The 16,823-nt window shown below is 55.9% G+C and carries 12 protein-coding genes and 1 pseudogene; 3 read left to right on the top strand and 10 right to left on the bottom strand.

What is annotated here, in order from left to right:
- Positions 1–28: 28 nt before the first annotated feature.
- Positions 29–2,887, bottom strand: coding sequence for a TonB-dependent receptor domain-containing protein (locus GOB82_RS09900; protein WP_166122621.1), 2,859 nt, complete (start codon positions 2,885–2,887; stop codon positions 29–31).
- A gap of 151 nt (positions 2,888–3,038) precedes the next feature.
- Complete coding sequence (locus GOB82_RS09905) at positions 3,039–3,932, bottom strand: LysR family transcriptional regulator (protein WP_166122623.1); 894 nt, start codon at positions 3,930–3,932, stop codon at positions 3,039–3,041.
- Positions 3,933–4,165: 233 nt separating this feature from the next.
- On the opposite strand from GOB82_RS09905, the gene GOB82_RS09910 reads away from it, so the two are divergent.
- Positions 4,166–5,452, top strand: a complete 1,287-nt coding sequence (locus GOB82_RS09910; RefSeq protein WP_166122625.1) for an exo-beta-N-acetylmuramidase NamZ family protein — start codon at positions 4,166–4,168, stop codon at positions 5,450–5,452.
- Positions 5,453–5,536: 84 nt separating this feature from the next.
- Here GOB82_RS09910 and GOB82_RS09915 read toward each other — a convergent pair whose 3' ends face one another.
- The 3 genes from GOB82_RS09915 to GOB82_RS09925 are packed head-to-tail and all read right to left on the bottom strand — an operon-like array spanning position 5,537 to position 11,365.
- Positions 5,537–7,003: an efflux transporter outer membrane subunit gene (locus GOB82_RS09915; protein ID WP_166122627.1), complete on the bottom strand. Its 1,467-nt coding sequence runs from the start codon at positions 7,001–7,003 to the stop codon at positions 5,537–5,539.
- A gap of 2 nt (positions 7,004–7,005) precedes the next feature.
- On the bottom strand, positions 7,006–8,187 hold the full coding sequence (locus GOB82_RS09920; protein ID WP_166122629.1) for an efflux RND transporter periplasmic adaptor subunit: 1,182 nt from the start codon (positions 8,185–8,187) through the stop codon (positions 7,006–7,008).
- Positions 8,180–11,365: an efflux RND transporter permease subunit gene (locus GOB82_RS09925; protein ID WP_166122631.1), complete on the bottom strand. Its 3,186-nt coding sequence runs from the start codon at positions 11,363–11,365 to the stop codon at positions 8,180–8,182. The genes GOB82_RS09920 and GOB82_RS09925 overlap by 8 nt, the downstream gene beginning before the upstream one ends.
- Positions 11,366–11,846: 481 nt before the next feature.
- On the opposite strand from GOB82_RS09925, the gene GOB82_RS09930 reads away from it, so the two are divergent.
- Positions 11,847–12,752 carry an AraC family transcriptional regulator gene (locus GOB82_RS09930; protein WP_166122633.1) on the top strand — a complete coding sequence of 302 codons (906 nt, stop codon included), beginning with the start codon at positions 11,847–11,849 and terminating at the stop codon, positions 12,750–12,752.
- Positions 12,753–12,809: 57 nt separating this feature from the next.
- Here the strand turns inward: GOB82_RS09930 and GOB82_RS09935 are convergent, their stop codons facing one another.
- Positions 12,810–13,829, bottom strand: a complete 1,020-nt coding sequence (locus tag GOB82_RS09935; protein ID WP_198911966.1) for a quinone oxidoreductase family protein — start codon at positions 13,827–13,829, stop codon at positions 12,810–12,812.
- Positions 13,830–13,931: 102 nt separating this feature from the next.
- On the opposite strand from GOB82_RS09935, the gene GOB82_RS09940 reads away from it, so the two are divergent.
- The gene (locus GOB82_RS09940; protein WP_166122635.1) at positions 13,932–14,312 is read left to right on the top strand and encodes a winged helix-turn-helix transcriptional regulator; all 381 of its coding nucleotides are present in this window, start codon (positions 13,932–13,934) and stop codon (positions 14,310–14,312) included.
- Between the two features lie 253 nt (positions 14,313–14,565).
- Here GOB82_RS09940 and GOB82_RS09945 read toward each other — a convergent pair whose 3' ends face one another.
- The 4 genes and pseudogenes from GOB82_RS09945 to GOB82_RS09960 form a co-directional block, all read right to left on the bottom strand.
- On the bottom strand, positions 14,566–15,456 hold the full coding sequence (locus GOB82_RS09945; protein WP_166122637.1) for an SPFH domain-containing protein: 891 nt from the start codon (positions 15,454–15,456) through the stop codon (positions 14,566–14,568).
- A 319-nt stretch (positions 15,457–15,775) separates the two neighbouring features.
- A complete protein-coding gene (locus GOB82_RS09950) occupies positions 15,776–15,985 on the bottom strand; it encodes a hypothetical protein (RefSeq protein WP_242007328.1) in 210 nt (69 codons plus the stop codon).
- A 76-nt stretch (positions 15,986–16,061) separates the two neighbouring features.
- Positions 16,062–16,679, bottom strand: a complete 618-nt coding sequence (locus GOB82_RS09955; RefSeq protein WP_166122639.1) for an MlaC/ttg2D family ABC transporter substrate-binding protein — start codon at positions 16,677–16,679, stop codon at positions 16,062–16,064.
- A 45-nt stretch (positions 16,680–16,724) separates the two neighbouring features.
- Positions 16,725–16,823 (bottom strand): annotated as a pseudogene (locus GOB82_RS09960) (IS5/IS1182 family transposase); the annotation flags it as partial.

Consider the following 16,823-nt stretch of genomic DNA (forward strand, 5'->3'; position numbering starts at 1 on the left):
CTGGATGGCCTCCGCCTCTATTCCAGACCTAGAAATGAACCTGTGCCTTCAGATAAACATAGCGACCTGTATAATCATACATGCCGGGAGATGTATTATAATCGCCATTCGCGTAGAAATTCGGATCACGGCCAGCAAGGTTTTTGACACCGGCTGTCACGTTATACATGTCTCCATGATACGTCAGCATAAGGTCATGGTACCATGCCTGATTGGTTTTCCACCATTCCGAAACTGTAGGCCCGTAAGACGTGCCCGGATAATATGTGAACCCGTCAATAAATCGGAGCATGTAGGTTACACTCCAAGGTCCGTGCGTGAATGTTGCTGAACCATTGGCAACCCACTTGGGCACCCCCGCATCCGTGCTCAAATAGGAGATGAGGGGTTGGCCATCCTGACTCTGCGCCTTGTAGGACATGATGTCCTGAATATCCGCCCCAAATGACAATGCATTATTATAGTCAATCGGAACCTGATAGGAGGCATTGATATCAAGACCATCCTCAATAAACGCCCCGGTATTTTCATGCAGACGCGCTACTGGATACAGCTGCCCGTTCACATCCCGCCCATTGAGAATGGAGCAGTAGCTGCTGGACAGACCCGTGCTTTCATAACACCCGTTGAGTTCGGTAGAGAGCGAGGGATAGCCGATTGTTTCCGTAATATGCGTATGGAAATAGTCCACTGTTGCGGTAAAGCCCGGTATAAATCGGGGCGTAAGGATAGAACCGATCGTATAGGTTCTCGACATCTCGGGTGTAAGGTTGATATTCCCCCCCGTTTCATATTTCAGGGAGCCATTCGTTTGCTTGAATGTGTTGGGATTAATCCCTTGTGCCTGACAGTTTGAGGCTATCACGCCCTGAACAGCACTTGGATAGGTGGAAATATACGCGCACGGATCACGCGTGCCAGTCAGGCTGATGACTTTTGCCTTGTAAAGATCCTGAATGGTCGGCGCCCTGAACCCCGTTGCGATATTGGCCCGGAATTTAATATCATCCGTCGGTGCATAAATCAGTCCAGCATGCCAGTTATAGGCCTGCCCGAATGTATTATAATTTGAAAATCTTCCTGACACCTCGGCATTCAGAGCCTTGACCGCAGGCAGATTGCGCAACAGGGGAATGCTCAGCTCACCAAACACTTCCGTAACATTGTATCCACCCCCTGTATCACCGCGGACCTGATTGGAATTCAAACCCTGCCTGTCCTGCCAGGAAGAATGCCAATAGCCATCCAGACCCCGGTGCTCCACACCCAGTGCAATACCCAGAGGACCATAGGGCAGACGCGCCAGATGCTTGTTGGCAACCGTAAACTGCACATCGCGCATTTCCTGAGCGGACGGATAGACGTCTGTAAACCCGATATAATTTGCCGCCGCACGCGTCATGCTGCCTGTAAACGGATTATACGGCGCGCAACCGGGCGTATTGGTACACAGGTTGGGATCATAATATCCTTCAGTGGATCCCGCGCCACCTGTCTGATGAAAGCCAAGCGCATTTTCCATATTGCGCCAGTTCACTCTCCCGGTTCCTTTATCCTCTGTCGTGGTTTTGCCGTAGGAGAAGAAGAAGTCATACGTCCAGCCATGCGTGTGCGGTAATGTTCCCCGCGCCCCGCCTGTCAACTGGTAGTAATCAATGTTCTCGTACCCATATTCACGGCCAATACCGAACATGCGCTGATATAGCGCCACATCTGAACCAAACGGATTTCCCGGAACACCGGCCGGCACAACCATGGCGCCTGAATTCCCGGTGAGCGTTGTGGCGGGTGTCGCGATATACATCGGCGTGCCCGTGCTTGCCGTATGCGTATGGCTATAGTTTGCCGTCATATAAAGCTGAAGATTGCTGTTGACGTCAAAATGCCCTGTTGAGGCCAAAGAACCGACCTGCTGTTCCGCTATAATCTGGTTATCTTTGGAGTAATCGTAGTTATCACTCCATTTGTACGGCCTGTATCCACCGTTTCCGTCAGAAATAACGGAGTGCGCAACACCATCACTGGACGCAGCGAGGGGATGGCCGCCATTCAGGGCCGCATAGACCGGCAGTGCGCCATATTGGGACCCGTAATACTGGTCTTCACCCGGCGGGTTATTAACTTTCGCTTCCTGCATGGCCCATTTGCGCTGATCAGCCGCCATGGGAGCCTGATAGTTATAGGACCCGGCAATCGTGAAATTGCCTCGGTCATGCATGAAATTAAACCCGTGCGCTGCGGTGAGTGCCGTGGTTTGATCATCTCCATACTCGCTGATTCCGCCATTCGCGGTCAGTGTTGTGCCTGTAAAATTCTTCTTCAGAATAATATTGACAACACCTGCAATTGCATCAGAACCATATGTTGTTGAAGACCCGTCTTTCAGGATTTCAATACGATCAATCATGGCAGGAACAATACTGTTCACGTCCGGGCAATCGACCGCGCCATTGCCATTGACCATACGGTGGCCATCAACCAGAACCAGCGTGCGGGCTGTTCCAAGACTGCGGATATTCAGGCATGAGCCACCAGCGTTGCTATAGGTGTTCCCCGAAAATCCCATAGACGGAATGTGTGCGAAAATATCGCCGGTCGTCATGGAGGAAGATTGCTGGATCTGCTCGCTCGTAATGACAGTAACCGGCTGAACCTCGGCCGTTTCCGCGGCGCCAAGATGCGTGCCCACTACTGTAATCGCTTCATCCTTCCCGTTTGTTTTTACGGAAGAAACGGAATTTTTGGATGTCTTGTTGGTAATGGCTTTGCCCGTGGTGGTACCAGGCAGGGAAATGATCTGCGCGTGGGCCTCAGTCGTCCACCCGTAACAGAACGCTGAAATACCAAGAAAAAGCAGCCTCTTTTTGTAAGCCCCTGACCCACGCATACCACGCCCCTTTCCAGCCCGCATTGCCATGTAAATACGATTTCGCAATGGTCTGAAGAAAAATGGGGGTTGTCCATGTCAAAAACGTCACACGACATTAGCCAACGGTTAAGGGGCTGTCCTGACCATGCCAGACCGCCTGCCCTGCGCACTACAGGGCAGGCAGCCCTGCGAGATCATTTTTGATCTCTTCTTTAAGAAGTGCGAGAATATCGCGTGAGATATGCGAGAGTGCATAATCTGCCCTGAAGAGCACCGTGCAGGCCATTCCCAGAGCGGGCTTGAGCGAAACGGGGGCAGGCAGACCATGATGGTGCCGGGCTGTCAGCCCGTCCACAATGGCGCAGCCTCCTCCAAGCCTTACCAGTTCTGCCGCCATGTAGTGCGTGCGCACCCGTAGAACCGGCACGGTTGCAAGCCCTGCTTCCTCCCACGCCATATCCAGCAGACGGGCGGTAGGGTCATTCTCGCTGAGGCCAATATAGCGGGCCGGATCAATATCCTCCAACGCCACCGGGCCTTGCGTGGCGTTCAGATCTATCAGCACAAGGGGTACATCCGCTATGTGGTTTGCGGTAAGACCCTGCTTCTCATACGTGCCAAAAACAATCCCCAGATCAAGATCATGATTGAGAATACGGGAGACAATCTCCGGCCCGTGCAGGGTATCAATTGTGAGTTCATTCCCCGGGTGCGCAGCGTGATACCGCTGGATTACCCGTGGCACGACACTCAACCCTAGACTTGGCACGCACCCGATACTGATGGCGTGCCCATCCCGCGCATAACGCAAGTTTTCCGTTAATCTCTTGAGATCGGAAATTTTTTCAAAAATTGTGTTGATGTGGGGCAGCATGATCCGTGCTTCCCGCGTGGGCACCAGCCTGCCCCCCGTACGCTCAAACAGCGCAAACCCCAGAGACTGCTCCGCATAACGCAGCACCTTGCTGGCCGCAGGCTGTGAGACATGCAAAACCTCGGCTGCACGACGTAGGGAGCCCGTGGACATGATCGCATAAAAAACTTCGATCTGACGTAAACGCATGATGGGCGTTTCATCCTTCCTGTTACCACGGTGTTCCTGAAGCGCACACGGCCTGCACTGTTCGGGTGCACCATGCAATCCATACGGCACAACAGGATGAGAGTCGTCATGATGTGACAACACACTGTTAACACACCACAACAAAATTGAAAGACAGACGCCCCTCTCCCGTGTTGTCCCTCTGCCCGCGTGGCGGCATACTTGGTGCCGTATTGCAGAATAAGGCCGAAATCTTGAGCTCTCTCAGCCGCCGCACTCTGGCTCTCCGCGCATCTCAGGCTGCCACAGGGCTTGGCGCAGCATTTCTCGCCGGCAGCAGCACAGCGCATGCCACCCCCTGCCCGGCACAGCGTCTTCGTCCTGTGAAAACCGGCTTCGAAAAGCTTCGTGAAGACCAGTATGCGCCCCTCAAAGGGCACAGGGTCGGGGTTATTGCCAACGTGGCCAGCGTGGATGCCAGCCTACGCTCTATTGTAGACTGCCTGCATGAAGCCCCCTCCGTGCAGATGCAGGCGGTTTTCGGGCCGGAGCACGGTTTTCGCGGCTCCATGCGTGAAGGATTTTCCGAACCGCAAGCGCAGGACCCGCAAACGGGCTGCACGGTCTATGATATCTATGCCAAGACTGGAGAGCCCCTGAAAACCATCCTGAAAAAATCTGGAATTACTCTCCTTGTTTTTGATATTCAGGATACAGGTTCCCGGTTTTACACTTATATCTGGACCCTGTTCGACTGTATGGTCGCCAGCGCACAGCTTGGCCTGCCAATGCTGGTGCTGGACCGCCCCAACCCCATATCCGGCAGGGATGCATCAGGCCCGGTGCTGGACCCGACCCTTTCTTCCTTCGTGGGGCGAGCCCCCATTGCCCTGCGCCACGGCATGACCGTGGCGGAACTGGCCTTGCTGTTCAATGCCGCCTTCATTCCCGCACTGGCCGACAAAGCCGCCACACTGGACGTGGTGCGCATGCAAGGCTGGACGCGCGAGATGTTCTTTGAAGACACCGGCCTCACATGGTGTCCGCCAAGCCCCAATATGCCCACTCCTCTGACAGCGCTCTCCTACCCGGGCACCTGCCTGTTTGAAGGGACATCCTTTTCCGTGGGGCGTGGCACCACCATGCCGTTCCAGTATCTGGGCAGTTCTGGCGTGGATGGCCGCATCTGGGCGGAGCAGGCCACAGCCGCGGGCTGTGCGGGCGCTGCCTTCCAGGATGTGTGGTTCACCCCATTGGCCGACCCGTTCAAAAACACATTGCTGCACGGGCTTCATTGCGCCGTTATGAACCGCGCGCAGTTTGACCCCGTAGCCACAGGCATGACCCTGCTGAGCACCGCACGCAGGCTGGCAGGCCCCTCCTTCTGGCGGGGAGACGGCAAGACATTCGACCAGCTTTGCGGCAGCCATCTGCTCCGCCCCCTGCTGGATAAAGGGGCGGACGCCCCGGCACTGGAAGCCACCTGGGCGAGAGACCTGACTCGCTTCCGCGCGCTGCGTCAGACGCATCTTTTATATTAGCGCGTATAGGAGCCTGAAGGTGGGCCGAAACCCACCTCCGTTCACTCACACCTGTTGTCACTGCGGCGGATGAACAGCCACACCTCACAGCAGGTGATTGACGATAGCATCCTTCCGGGGGGCAAGTGTCTCGCTCCATCCCCCACCCAGTGTTTTGTAAAGTGTCACTGTGTTGGACATCTGCTGAAGCTGGGTTGTAATCGCGCCAAGCTGGGCATCGTACAGTGTGCGTTGCGCGACCAGTGTTTCAAGATAAGGATCATACCCGCCCCGGAACCGCGCCAGAGCCAGATCGTACTGGCGTGTGCTGGCGTGTACAAGCGCGGCCTGTGCCGCAAGCTGCCCCAGATAGGTAGCGCGTCCGGAGAGGGCATCCGCCACTTCACGGAAGGCTGTTTGCACGGCCTTCTCATAACGGGAGATTTCTTCCTTCTTGCGGGCTTTCGCCTGATGAAGCTCCGCTGTCAGACGCCCTGCATCAAAGAGCGGCACCGTGATCTGGGGGGCAACGTTCCAGGCTCCCATGCCACTCTGAAAAAGCCGGGTGATATTGTTGCTGGCTGTGCCGTTTGCCGCCGTGATCTGGATTTTTGGGAAAAACTCGGCGCGGGCCGCACCGATATCGTCATTGGCCGCGCGTAACGCCTGCTCGGCCGAGAGGATATCAGGCCGACGGGCAATCATGTCAGATGGCAGCCCTTCCGGCACATCCGGAAAAGGCACAACATCTTCAAGAGAAGACTTACGCTCCAGCTCCGCGCGCGTGGTCGGGCTCAGGGGAGAGCCAACCAGCAGTTCAAGCTGGTTCATCGCCTGCTCCCGCTGGCGCGTATAGACCTGAAGCGTGCTCTCGGCATCCCGCAGTGCGGCTTCCGCTTCGGCAACATCAAGCTGGGTGCCGGTGCCGACCTGCGCTGTCTGTTGCACCAGAGCATAGGTGTGCCGCCGGTTTTCAAGCACATTGCGCGTGACCTGAAGCGCCTGATTATTGGCCACCCAGTTGAGCATTGCCGTGGAAACACTCGCAATGACACTCAGGCGCATGCTTTCACGCCCCAATGCGTCAGACACGTACCGATCAAACGATGCACGGGAAGCGGACCTGATCCGCCCCCACAAATCCACCTCGTAAGCCGAAATACCGAAGCCCACCGCATATTGCCGCATATAGAACGGACCATTGCCCTGAGAGAGGCTCCAGATCCGGGAGTTCATTTTCTGGACATTCGCGCCCGCGGTTCCGTTCAGGGCAGGGAAAAGTGCCGCATTTTCAATATCGAACTGTGCGCTGGACGCCTCGACCTGATGCTGGGCAATCTGGAGATCCCGATTGTTCGCCAGTGCCGTCTCGATCAGCGTTTGCAGAACCGGGTCCCGGTAGAATGTCCGCCAGTTATCAAGGCTGGCCGTCTCTGCCCCTTTCGTTGCAGAGCCCTCATTCGGCCATGCTTTTGCAACCGGTGCGGCGGGCCGGTGATAATCGGGGATCATCGTGCAACTGCTGAGCAGCAGGGCCGCCAAGATCGTCAGCGGGCTGATGGAAAAACGCATCCTCACGCCCCCTTCGCAGCGTTGACATCACGAGGGGCAACCGTCTGGCCATCCTTCAGGGCTGAAGGGGGATGCAGGACAAGCCGGCTGTCATCGGGCAGGCCGGTCTGGATTTCAATCCGGTCTCCATAATCGCGCCCGACCGTAACCGCATGAAAACGCAGGCGGTTCTCCCCCTCCACCGTCGCGACGGACAAGCCATGCGCATTATAGATCAAGGCTTCCGTTGGGATGAGAATGGTTGGAACCAGACGTGGCAGCTCAAAGTGGATGGCTCCATAGACCCCCGCGGCAAGCTTTCCGTCCCGGTTATCCAGTTCGATTTCCACCGGAAGCATGCGGCTCCCCCGATCCAGCGCGTGCCCTGTCCGCGTCACGGTGCCTGTAAATTTTGCTCCGGGGCGATCTGGAACAGTCAAGCTGGCGGGCGTTCCCACCTGCACGGCTCCGGCCTCTTCCTGCGGCACCGGCACGCGAACACGCAGGCGGTCGGTGCGGGCCACAACAAACAGCGGAGCGGATTGCGTGTTATCCGCACTCACAAGATCACCCACCTCAACATTACGCACCGTCACCACCCCATCGAACGGGGATGTTACCGTTGTGTACGCCTGCCGCTGTGCGCTTTCCGCCAAAGCCGCATCTGCCGCGAGACGTGCGGCATTCTGCGCCTGCTGGGTAATACGGTCCGCATCGAAATTCTGCTTGCTGACAGCCCCTCCGCCCACAAGCCCGCCAGTCCGCCGTGCCGTAACCCGGGCAAGTTCCAGATTGGCGCGGGCCTGCTCAAGGGTGGCTTTTGCGCGCGCTTCCTGACGGTCCAGTTCCGGCGCACGAATGATCGCCAGAACGTCTCCCGCTTTCACATGCGCCCCGATATCCACGCGCCGCTCAGCAATATAGCCCGAGGCCCGCGCGCCGATGGCTGCTGTTTCGAGGGGAACTGTCTCCCCCGGAAGATCAAGGATAACCGGCTTTGCTTCCCTGTGAACCATCATGAAACTGACATCAGGGGTCTGGTTCTGGCGGGTCTGCGCCAGCGCACGGACGGCATTGCCCCGCGCGCTATGCGCATAAACACCATACCCCAGCAGGAGAACAGCCCCCAGAACGATAAGGGGTGTTACCGGCAGGCCGCGCCGTTCTTCATGGATATCGGGCGAAGAGAGGTGGGGTTCAGACATGACTGTATTCCTCAAGAATGCGGCTTTCTCGTTTTCTCAGGCGCGTATAGAGCCAGGGCACAATGAACAGCGTGGCGCAGGTGCCCACCATCAGGCCACCAATCACGGCGCGCCCAAGCGGTGCGTTCTGCTCGCCTCCGTCCCCAAGCCCCAGAGACATGGGCAACATGCCGATAATCATCGCGAGGGATGTCATCAGAATGGGGCGCAGGCGTGCCTGCCCTGCCGCGATGGCAGCCTCGGCGGCACTCAGCCCGTCCGCGCGCCGTTCCTTGGCGAAAGTCACCAGCAGGATCGAATTGGCGCTGGCCACCCCCACACTCATGATCGCGCCCATCAGGGAGGGAACAGAGAAGGTTGTTCCCGTAACAAACAGCATGAACACAATCCCGCACATCGCCCCCGGGAGGCCGAGCACGACCACGAACGGGTCCATGAAGGACTGGAAGTTCACCGCCATCAGCAGATAGACCGCAACAGCCGCAACCATCAGACCGATACCCAGCCGGGTAAACGCGGAATGCATGCTCTCGATCTGCCCCTGAACGGAGATCGTGTTTCCGGCTGTAAGCTCACCGCGATGGCGCGCAATCACCTGATCAATCGCCCGGGCGATGCTCCCCAGATCACGCCCTTCCGCACTGGCGTCCACATCCAGCGTTGGCTGGATATTGCTGTGTGAAATGACATTCTGGGCCGTGCCACGCGTGATGGTGGCAACATTGTTCAGCAGGATGGAGGAATGCTGGCTGCCGCTTGCATCCGCAATAACCGTGTTACGCAGGTCCCCAAGGTTATTGACCCGATACTGCGGCGTCTGCACTGCAAGCGGATACTGAATACCCGAAGCCGGATCAACCCAGAAATTCGGTGTCACCGTGTTGGATGAGGCCAGAGACACCATCACATTACGCGCAACGTCATTCAGCGTCAGGCCCAGATCCAGAGCGCGCTCGCGGTCAATGTCCACGGCAAGTTCGGGTGCCGCAATCTGCTGGTGCAGATGCACGTCCACCAGGCCGGGAATACGCGCGACTTCCTCCCGCACTTCCTGCATGACCTTGCGGTTATTGACCGCATCATACCCGGAAATACGGATATCCACCTGTGCCGGCAGGCCAAAGTTCAGAATCTGGGTGATGATATCGGCGGGCTGGAAATAGAACACGCACTGCGGGAAGCGGCGGGCCAGTTCCGTCCGCAAGGTGCGGATATACTCTCCGGTCGGGCGATGCCCTTCCTTCAGCTCCACCATGATCTGCCCGTCATTCGGTCCAACCGTGGTGCCATCATCAAAAGGCATGGAATACCGGAAAGGAATGCCGATGTTATCAAGCATCAGAGCCCGTTCGTTCTCAGGCACGATTTCTCGGATCACATCTTCAACCTGATCGAACAGATGTTCGGTGCTTTCTATACGCGTGCCCTCGGGCGCACGAACATGCAGCTTGAACTCACCTGCATCGATTGTCGGGAAGAAATCCTGACCAACCTGCGTTGCAAGGCCAGCGGCAACCACAACGATAATCCCGGCGAATGCGGGGGCTTTCCATCTGCTCGCAATAAGACCCCGCAGGGTGCGCACATAAGTCTCGCGCAGGCGTTCAAACTGGCGGTCAAAAGCCACCCCAAACCGCGCGATTGGACCAGGAGGCAGGCCCGCTTCACGGCGGCGTGCGGCATGCTCTTCCTCAGAACGCAGCAAAAGTGCTGCGAAAATCGGCACCAGTGTCCGGCTGATGGCGTAGGACGCAAGCATGGCATACACAACGGCAAGCGCCATGGGCGTAAAAAGAAAGCGCGAAGGGCCAACCAGAAATTCGACCGAAACGAACACGCTGGAGATGGCCAGCGTCGAAACCAGTGTCGGAAGAGCAATTTCCGCAGCCCCCCTGAGCACGGCCTGCCGCAGTTCCACGCCGTCGTGACGCACACGGTGGATATTCTCGATCGTGACCGTCGCATCATCCACCAGAATACCGACAGCAAGTGCCAGCCCGCCCAGTGTCATCAGGTTCAGTGTCTCTCCGGTCCATGAAAGCACGGCAATGGAGGAGAGAATGGCCAGCGGAATGGAGACGGCGACAATAATGGTCGAACGCCAGCTTGCAAGGAACGCAAGAATCATCGCAGCTGTCAGCAAACCTGCAATCAGGGCTTCAGACGCAACACCCTTGATGGCCGCCTTGACGAACAGGGACTGGTCGAACAGTTCCTCGATTTTCATGCCCGCCGGAGCTGCCGCCCGCGTAACAGGCAGAACCTCGTTCCGAATGGCGTTCACCACATCCAGTGTCGAGGCATTGCCTGCCTTCATGACGGACAGTAGCACCGAACGCTGCCCCTCACGACGCACGACATTCTGCTGCACGGCGGTGCCATCGCGCACCTGCGCCACATCTGAAACCCGGATTATCGCCCCTGTTTTCTCATCACGCTTCAGGGGAACACTGTTCAGGCGCGCCGCAACATCCGGCATGCCATTCATTCTGATATCATACTGGGTGGCGCCGAATTTTACCGTTCCACCCGGCAGTGTCAGATTCTGGACATTCATCGCATTGGAGACATCCAGCGGTGTCAGCCCCACGCCTGCAAGCTTGTTGGCATCAATATCCACCATGACCTGACGGATCTTGCCGCCAAAGGGCGGCGGCAACAATGTGCCGGGAATGGGCGCAAGCTGCTGGCGAATACGATAGATCCCGTAATCATACAGATCACTTTCCGTCAGTTTATCAGAAGAGAGGGAAAGCTGGAGAACAGGCACACTGGATGCGCTGTACTGCATGATGATGGGGGGCTGAATTCCTGGCGGCAGAAAAGCCCGGATTGAGTTTGTTGCAGAAACAGTCTGGGCCATTGCCAGATCAACATTAACCCCGGGCTGGAAATACAGTTTTTCCACAACGAGGCCAGGCGTTGTCTGGCTCTCGATTGTCCTGAGATTGTTGACGAAAAAGCTGTTTGAGAACTCTGTATAAGTACTGATACGTTTTTCGGTTTCAGCAGCGTCCAGCCCGTCATAAAACCAGACGACGGTCACAACCGGGATATCGATATTCGGAAACACATCGGTAGATGTTCGAAAGACGGCCGTAATGCCCAGAAGCAGGATCAGGATCCCTGCGACAAGGAATGTGTAAGGCCGTCGAAGCGCAAGGACGACGATCCCCATTTGAATGTCTCTGTTTCAGATGGCTTTGGAGCACGAAACCCGTACCCCGCTTGTCCGGCGCACCCGGGTGCATCGGACAAATCGGCAAGCTTTTCGCCATGACAAGATACCGCGCCACGCCTGCTCCAGCTCCTCCGGGACCAGTGTTCTCAGGGAGGGAGCATCAACGCTGTGCGGGGCTTGGTCGGATCATGCAATTTTGTACGCCCCAACCGGTAGAGCAATTCGATCAGATACTTGCACAATCCTGCCAGGCAGGAACGCAGCCCCACTCTGCGCCTCCAAAAAAGCGTGGGATGCCCCTGCTAAACCGCCTCTTTTGAGCGCTACGAACCTGCACCAAACTGCCCAAACATGCCCAATCCGATCAGATGCTTGCACAATCCGACCAAACTCCCCTCTTGCACCCCTGAATGGATCAGGCATGATCATAACTATGCAATAGATTATGTGACTGACCGAAAAACCGGAAACACTTCTCATGCAGGATCTTTTGTCACGGCTTAGCAACACGATTGACCGCCATTGCGTTGCGCCAACAACCCGCACTCTTGTGCCGGGCCTGATGTTGTTTCGGGCCGAAGCCCCCACAACACCCATGGACGTGATTTACGACCCCCGCTTCTGTGTGATCGTGCAGGGTTCAAAGCAGGTCATGCTGTGTGACAAGCTGTTCGATTACGATGCCAGCAAATATCTCGTCACCGCTGTTGACCTCCCGGTGACGGGGCAGATTACTCAGGCAACGCAGGAAAAGCCCTATCTGGCCCTCTGCCTGACACTGGACCCCGCCCAGATTGCAGACTTGCTGCTCGAAATGAAAGATGTTCCTCCCTCCCATAACGCGGCCTGCCCATCCTGCATGACCGTCAGTGCGCTCACTCACGAGATTCTGGACCCCGTGAGCCGCCTTGTGGGGCTGCTTGAACACCCGGAAGATATTCCCATCCTTCAGCGCGCCTTCGTGCGTGAGCTTCTGTACCGGCTTTTACACGGCCCACAAGGCTATGTGCTCCGGCAGATTGCCACAGCGGGTACCAACCTTTCCCAACTCAACCGGGCCATAGGGTGGATCCGAACCCATTACGCGGAATCCTTCGATATTGCGTCTGTTGCGAAAATTGCGGGCATGAGCCCATCATCATTCCATCGGCATTTTCGCGCCGCGACCATGATGAGCCCCTTGCAATACCGCACACGCCTGCGCCTTCAGGAAGCGCGCCTGAAGCTTCTCAATGCCACGGTAGATGCCGCTGAAGCGGGTTTTTCTGTCGGATATGACAGCCCATCCCAATTCAGCCGCGAATACCGGCGCATGTTCGGTGTGCCTCCGGCACGGGATGCACAACGGCTCAGAAATGTGGAAGACAACATGTTTTCCGGGTAATCTCTGTCGCGCGCCGCACTCATCCCTGCCGGAAGTGTCTGAGAAAATCCTGTTTCTTCAGTTTACAGCAGGGTCATGCGATGGCGTCAAAACCGCTTTTACGCCAGAGGCCGGTTCATACGCCATTGCCTCTCCAATCTCATCAAACGTAAATCTCTGCCCCAACCGCGTCCTGAACATGGGGTCGTCAATCATTGCAGAAAGAGCATCCAACGCGGCACGCAGTTTTGACACGTCCCTCACTGTTTCACTTCTGAAATTACTGAAACCCTTCATGGAAAGGCCTTTTGCTATAAACAGGCGTGACGATACAGAAACCGGCACAGCACCCCCCAGAAACCCGTAAAACGAGATGCTGCTGCTGGCAGGCAGGAGTGGGGCAATCCGATTTATCAAATCTCCGCCAACACCATCGAAAACGGCAGTTGTACCAAGCTGTTCCGCAAGCACGGCAAAATCGTTCTCAAACCCTTCCGAGCCGATCACAAGCACATGTTCAACACCAGAAGCACGCAGCTCTTCCTGCGCCTTTTCTGATCTCACCAGAGAGATAAAGGGAATGTTCCTCCGCTGCGCGATCGCCGCAAGGGCGCGCCCGGTCGCGGAAGCCCCTGCCGTAACAATCACACCTTTATGCCCTTCCCCCAGCACCTCTTCCAGAAAGGCATAGCCCGTGATGGCATTGACCAGAGAGCCTGAATACTCTTCAGCATCGACGGTATCAGGGAGACGCAGGGCGCAGGTATACGGGACAACCACCCGCTCAGACCACAGCCCGATACTATGGGGGCTCTGCGTTAGCGACCGATAAAGCGCCACATTTTTCCCCAGAACTTCGGTCGGCACGCCATGACCGATGGAACGCACCACGCCTGAAGCGGAAGCCCCCCAAATGCCATAAAGGCGCTCGTTCAGCACAGCACTGTTCATCGGCGCGGACAGGAAAAACCGGTCCCCATGATTGATGGCCGCGGCAACAACATCCACCAGAATATGCCCTTCCGGAACATCCACAGGGGTTGGCACATCACGCACTTCAAGTTGACGGGTTTCCGTAACGCAAACAGCTTTCATCACACACTCTCTCCCCATACAGGACCCTTGCCGGGTCAAAATCCGAACGTATCAAGGTGGCCAGACCTACTTTTTTGCAAGTGCGGATATTTTTGTTAGTGTTTCATGATGCAACTCACCACACCCTGCCCTGTCGCGTTTACCTCGAAAATTCTCAGTGGCCGCTGGAAAGCCCGTATCGTATGGGCCATCATCCGGCAGGAACCGCTGCGCTTCTCTGAAATACGAAGGGCATGCCCCCCTATCAGCGATCGTATCCTGACAAAAGAACTGCGCGAGTTGGAAGCGTGGGGGCTGATTTCCCGCAAGGAATACCCCGTCATTCCCCCAAAAACAGAATATCGCCTGACAGAACTTGGCAACACACTCCGCCCCGTCATGCAGTCAATGGCTGATTGGGGCGTGTCTCATCGCCCGGATATCATGAAAGAACATAACCGGCAGCATGAGAAAAATGGGGATCTTCTTTCCTCTCCTTCAGAATGAGAGAAAAATAATCTGAGACAACACGCTCTCTATGGCGTCAGATGAACAGCTTCCGGGCTGCATCACCCCCGTGATGACCGAAATCGTCCCGCGTGCCTATAGCGCCAGGCTGAAGTATCCGCACCAGAAGTCGAGAGGCTTCATGCACCTGATAAAAGAGCAGCCACTTTGGCCAGCACCTTCGAAGACCGTTCTGTCCAACGTGGAGCGCGGGATATCCCCGCCCCCCTGCCGGCCACACCCCGTATACGGCTTACTTTTCCTGTAATGGGTTGCTGCTGATAAACGGTAACGGCGCGCCCGGACTGAGATAAGTCGGCAGCGTTCCATTCCACCGGTCGAGCGCCTTCTGTTGCAGAAGCGCCGGGGTCAAGGATTGTGATAATGCGCTGTTTGCCTTGGCCTGCGCCTGCGAGGTCACCAGAAGAGCCTGCGCCTGCCCTTGAGCGGTTGCAACGGCGGCATCCGCCTGTGCCTTCGCCTCAACAACCTGCTGCTGCGAGGAAATTCTGGTCTGCTGAAGCGTATATTGTGCCTGCAAGGCCTGCTGCTGCGCAACCTGCTTTGCTTCAATGGCCTGAGCATAAGCGCGAGAGAACTCGAAGTTGGCCGTATTCACGGCTTCAATGCTCAGATGATACGGCAGCAGGGATTTGATAATCAGATCTTTGATCTGACCGTCCACCAGATCTCTCTTGGTGATAAGCTCCTCAGCATTATAGTTGGCGGTAATGGCTTTGACATCATTCGAGACTGTTGGCCCGACAATGCGCCGCCCCAGTGTCTCCAGATTACGGAAATCGCGGTAGAAGCCCGGCGCATCGACCGGGTTGATATGAAACGTGACCGAGACGGTTGTATGCACATCCTGAAGGTCATGCGTTGCCGCCCGTTCATCAGAAGACATGGTCTGCGGCTGTGTAGAAACCGCCACAATCCGCTGGTACACCGGTATGGCAAAATGTAGCCCCGGGTCGAGAGCCACAGGCTGCACAGAACCAAAGTTCAGGCGAATGCCGCAATATCCCGAGGAAATCTGATAAAAGGGATTGATAAGCAGCACGACAATCAATCCCGCGATTGCCGCAACCAGCCATTTCAGGGGTGATGAGGAAACCAGTCCGGACAAGGCAGGAACTTTCACGATTGAATTCCTAAAATTATCAATTCCATTAGAACATCGCCATAAAATAATTCAGGCACTGAAATAGATTTTCTTTTTATTTAGACGCCCAGCCCTGCTCATGCCCGATGCCTTGTCAAAGCAAAGCGCGGGCCTGCTGGTAAGTCAAGAGAGCCCTCCCTTCCCACCACCCCGCTTCCTGACAACACCAGAGCGCACCGCTCTGCTTCACATTCGTGAAGCAGACAGGCGATGCCGGACACGGAAGACGTGACAGGCGGTTTTACAGAAAAGGCCGTCCGAAAGCGGCCTTCACAGAACATACCGCGAGTAAAAAACTTTATTCCGCCTGAACATGAAGTGCAAAGCCACTCGCCTCTGGCTTTTCCAGGCCCGGCTTCAGTTCCATCGTTGGAATTTGATAATCGCCGTCATTCTGCTTTCGGTAAGGGATTGATGCAATGGTCTTCAGTGTCCGCATTCTTTCCCGAAGCTCGTCAGCAACGTTTTCGAATTTCTGGCTATCGAGACGGTCAACACGATAAGCCACGTATGCTGACTCCCCGGGATTACACGATAATCCTTACCAGTCATCACTGGCACGCCGAAGGTGCAGACAGACCAGCTTATCCGTGCCGGGCGAGCTGGCGCGCCAATGTCTGAAGCAGAATATCTATATTGCCGTTATTCCGTTCAATAAAAGAGACATAATCCTGTCTCTCCGTTAAGCGCAAACTTACACCTTCAGCGATCATATCCACGACTTTCGGATCGCCATTCGCCTGCTTGACAATCCACAGAACCTTAGCACCAGGCTGATTGGGGCGCGTAATAACAGTCTCCACGGCCATATCCTCACCGAAGGCAGAGGCACGGCCTATTGTAAACGTTATCCTGCTATAGTCACCAAGCCTTTCTGTAATCGAATTCGTAAAGATGGCGTGAAATAAACCAAGATACCGCAGCCTCTGTCCGGGCGTTGCGATGCGCCAATATGTGCCCAAACAGTAACGGGCGACATCATCCACATCCACCGCTCGGTCCAGAAAGGGGCGCATTTGCGTCTTCTTTTCCGAAAGCGACGTCGTGCCATTCATGATGTCAATCCACTGCCGGCCAAGCATCTGCACGAATGTTTGTGCGGACTGTGCAGAACCCGCTGCGCATACAGGAACTGCTGCAGCAAGACAGGCAAGAGTAAGGAATACACTGAACAGCTTACGGCGGAAAAAATAGTTTTGCATAAAGAGCTCCTCTGGATATGGGCTTCATTTTCCTACAGCGTGTCGTCAGTTAAGCAGTATGATGATTGAGGCGAACTGCACCGCAGCGAGGAAGGTTGATTTAAGCTTGTCGTAGCGGGTTGCGATCGCGCGGAACTGTTTGAG

This window comes from Acetobacter farinalis, from assembly GCF_011516935.1.
Classification (GTDB): Bacteria; Pseudomonadota; Alphaproteobacteria; order Acetobacterales; family Acetobacteraceae; genus Acetobacter; species Acetobacter farinalis.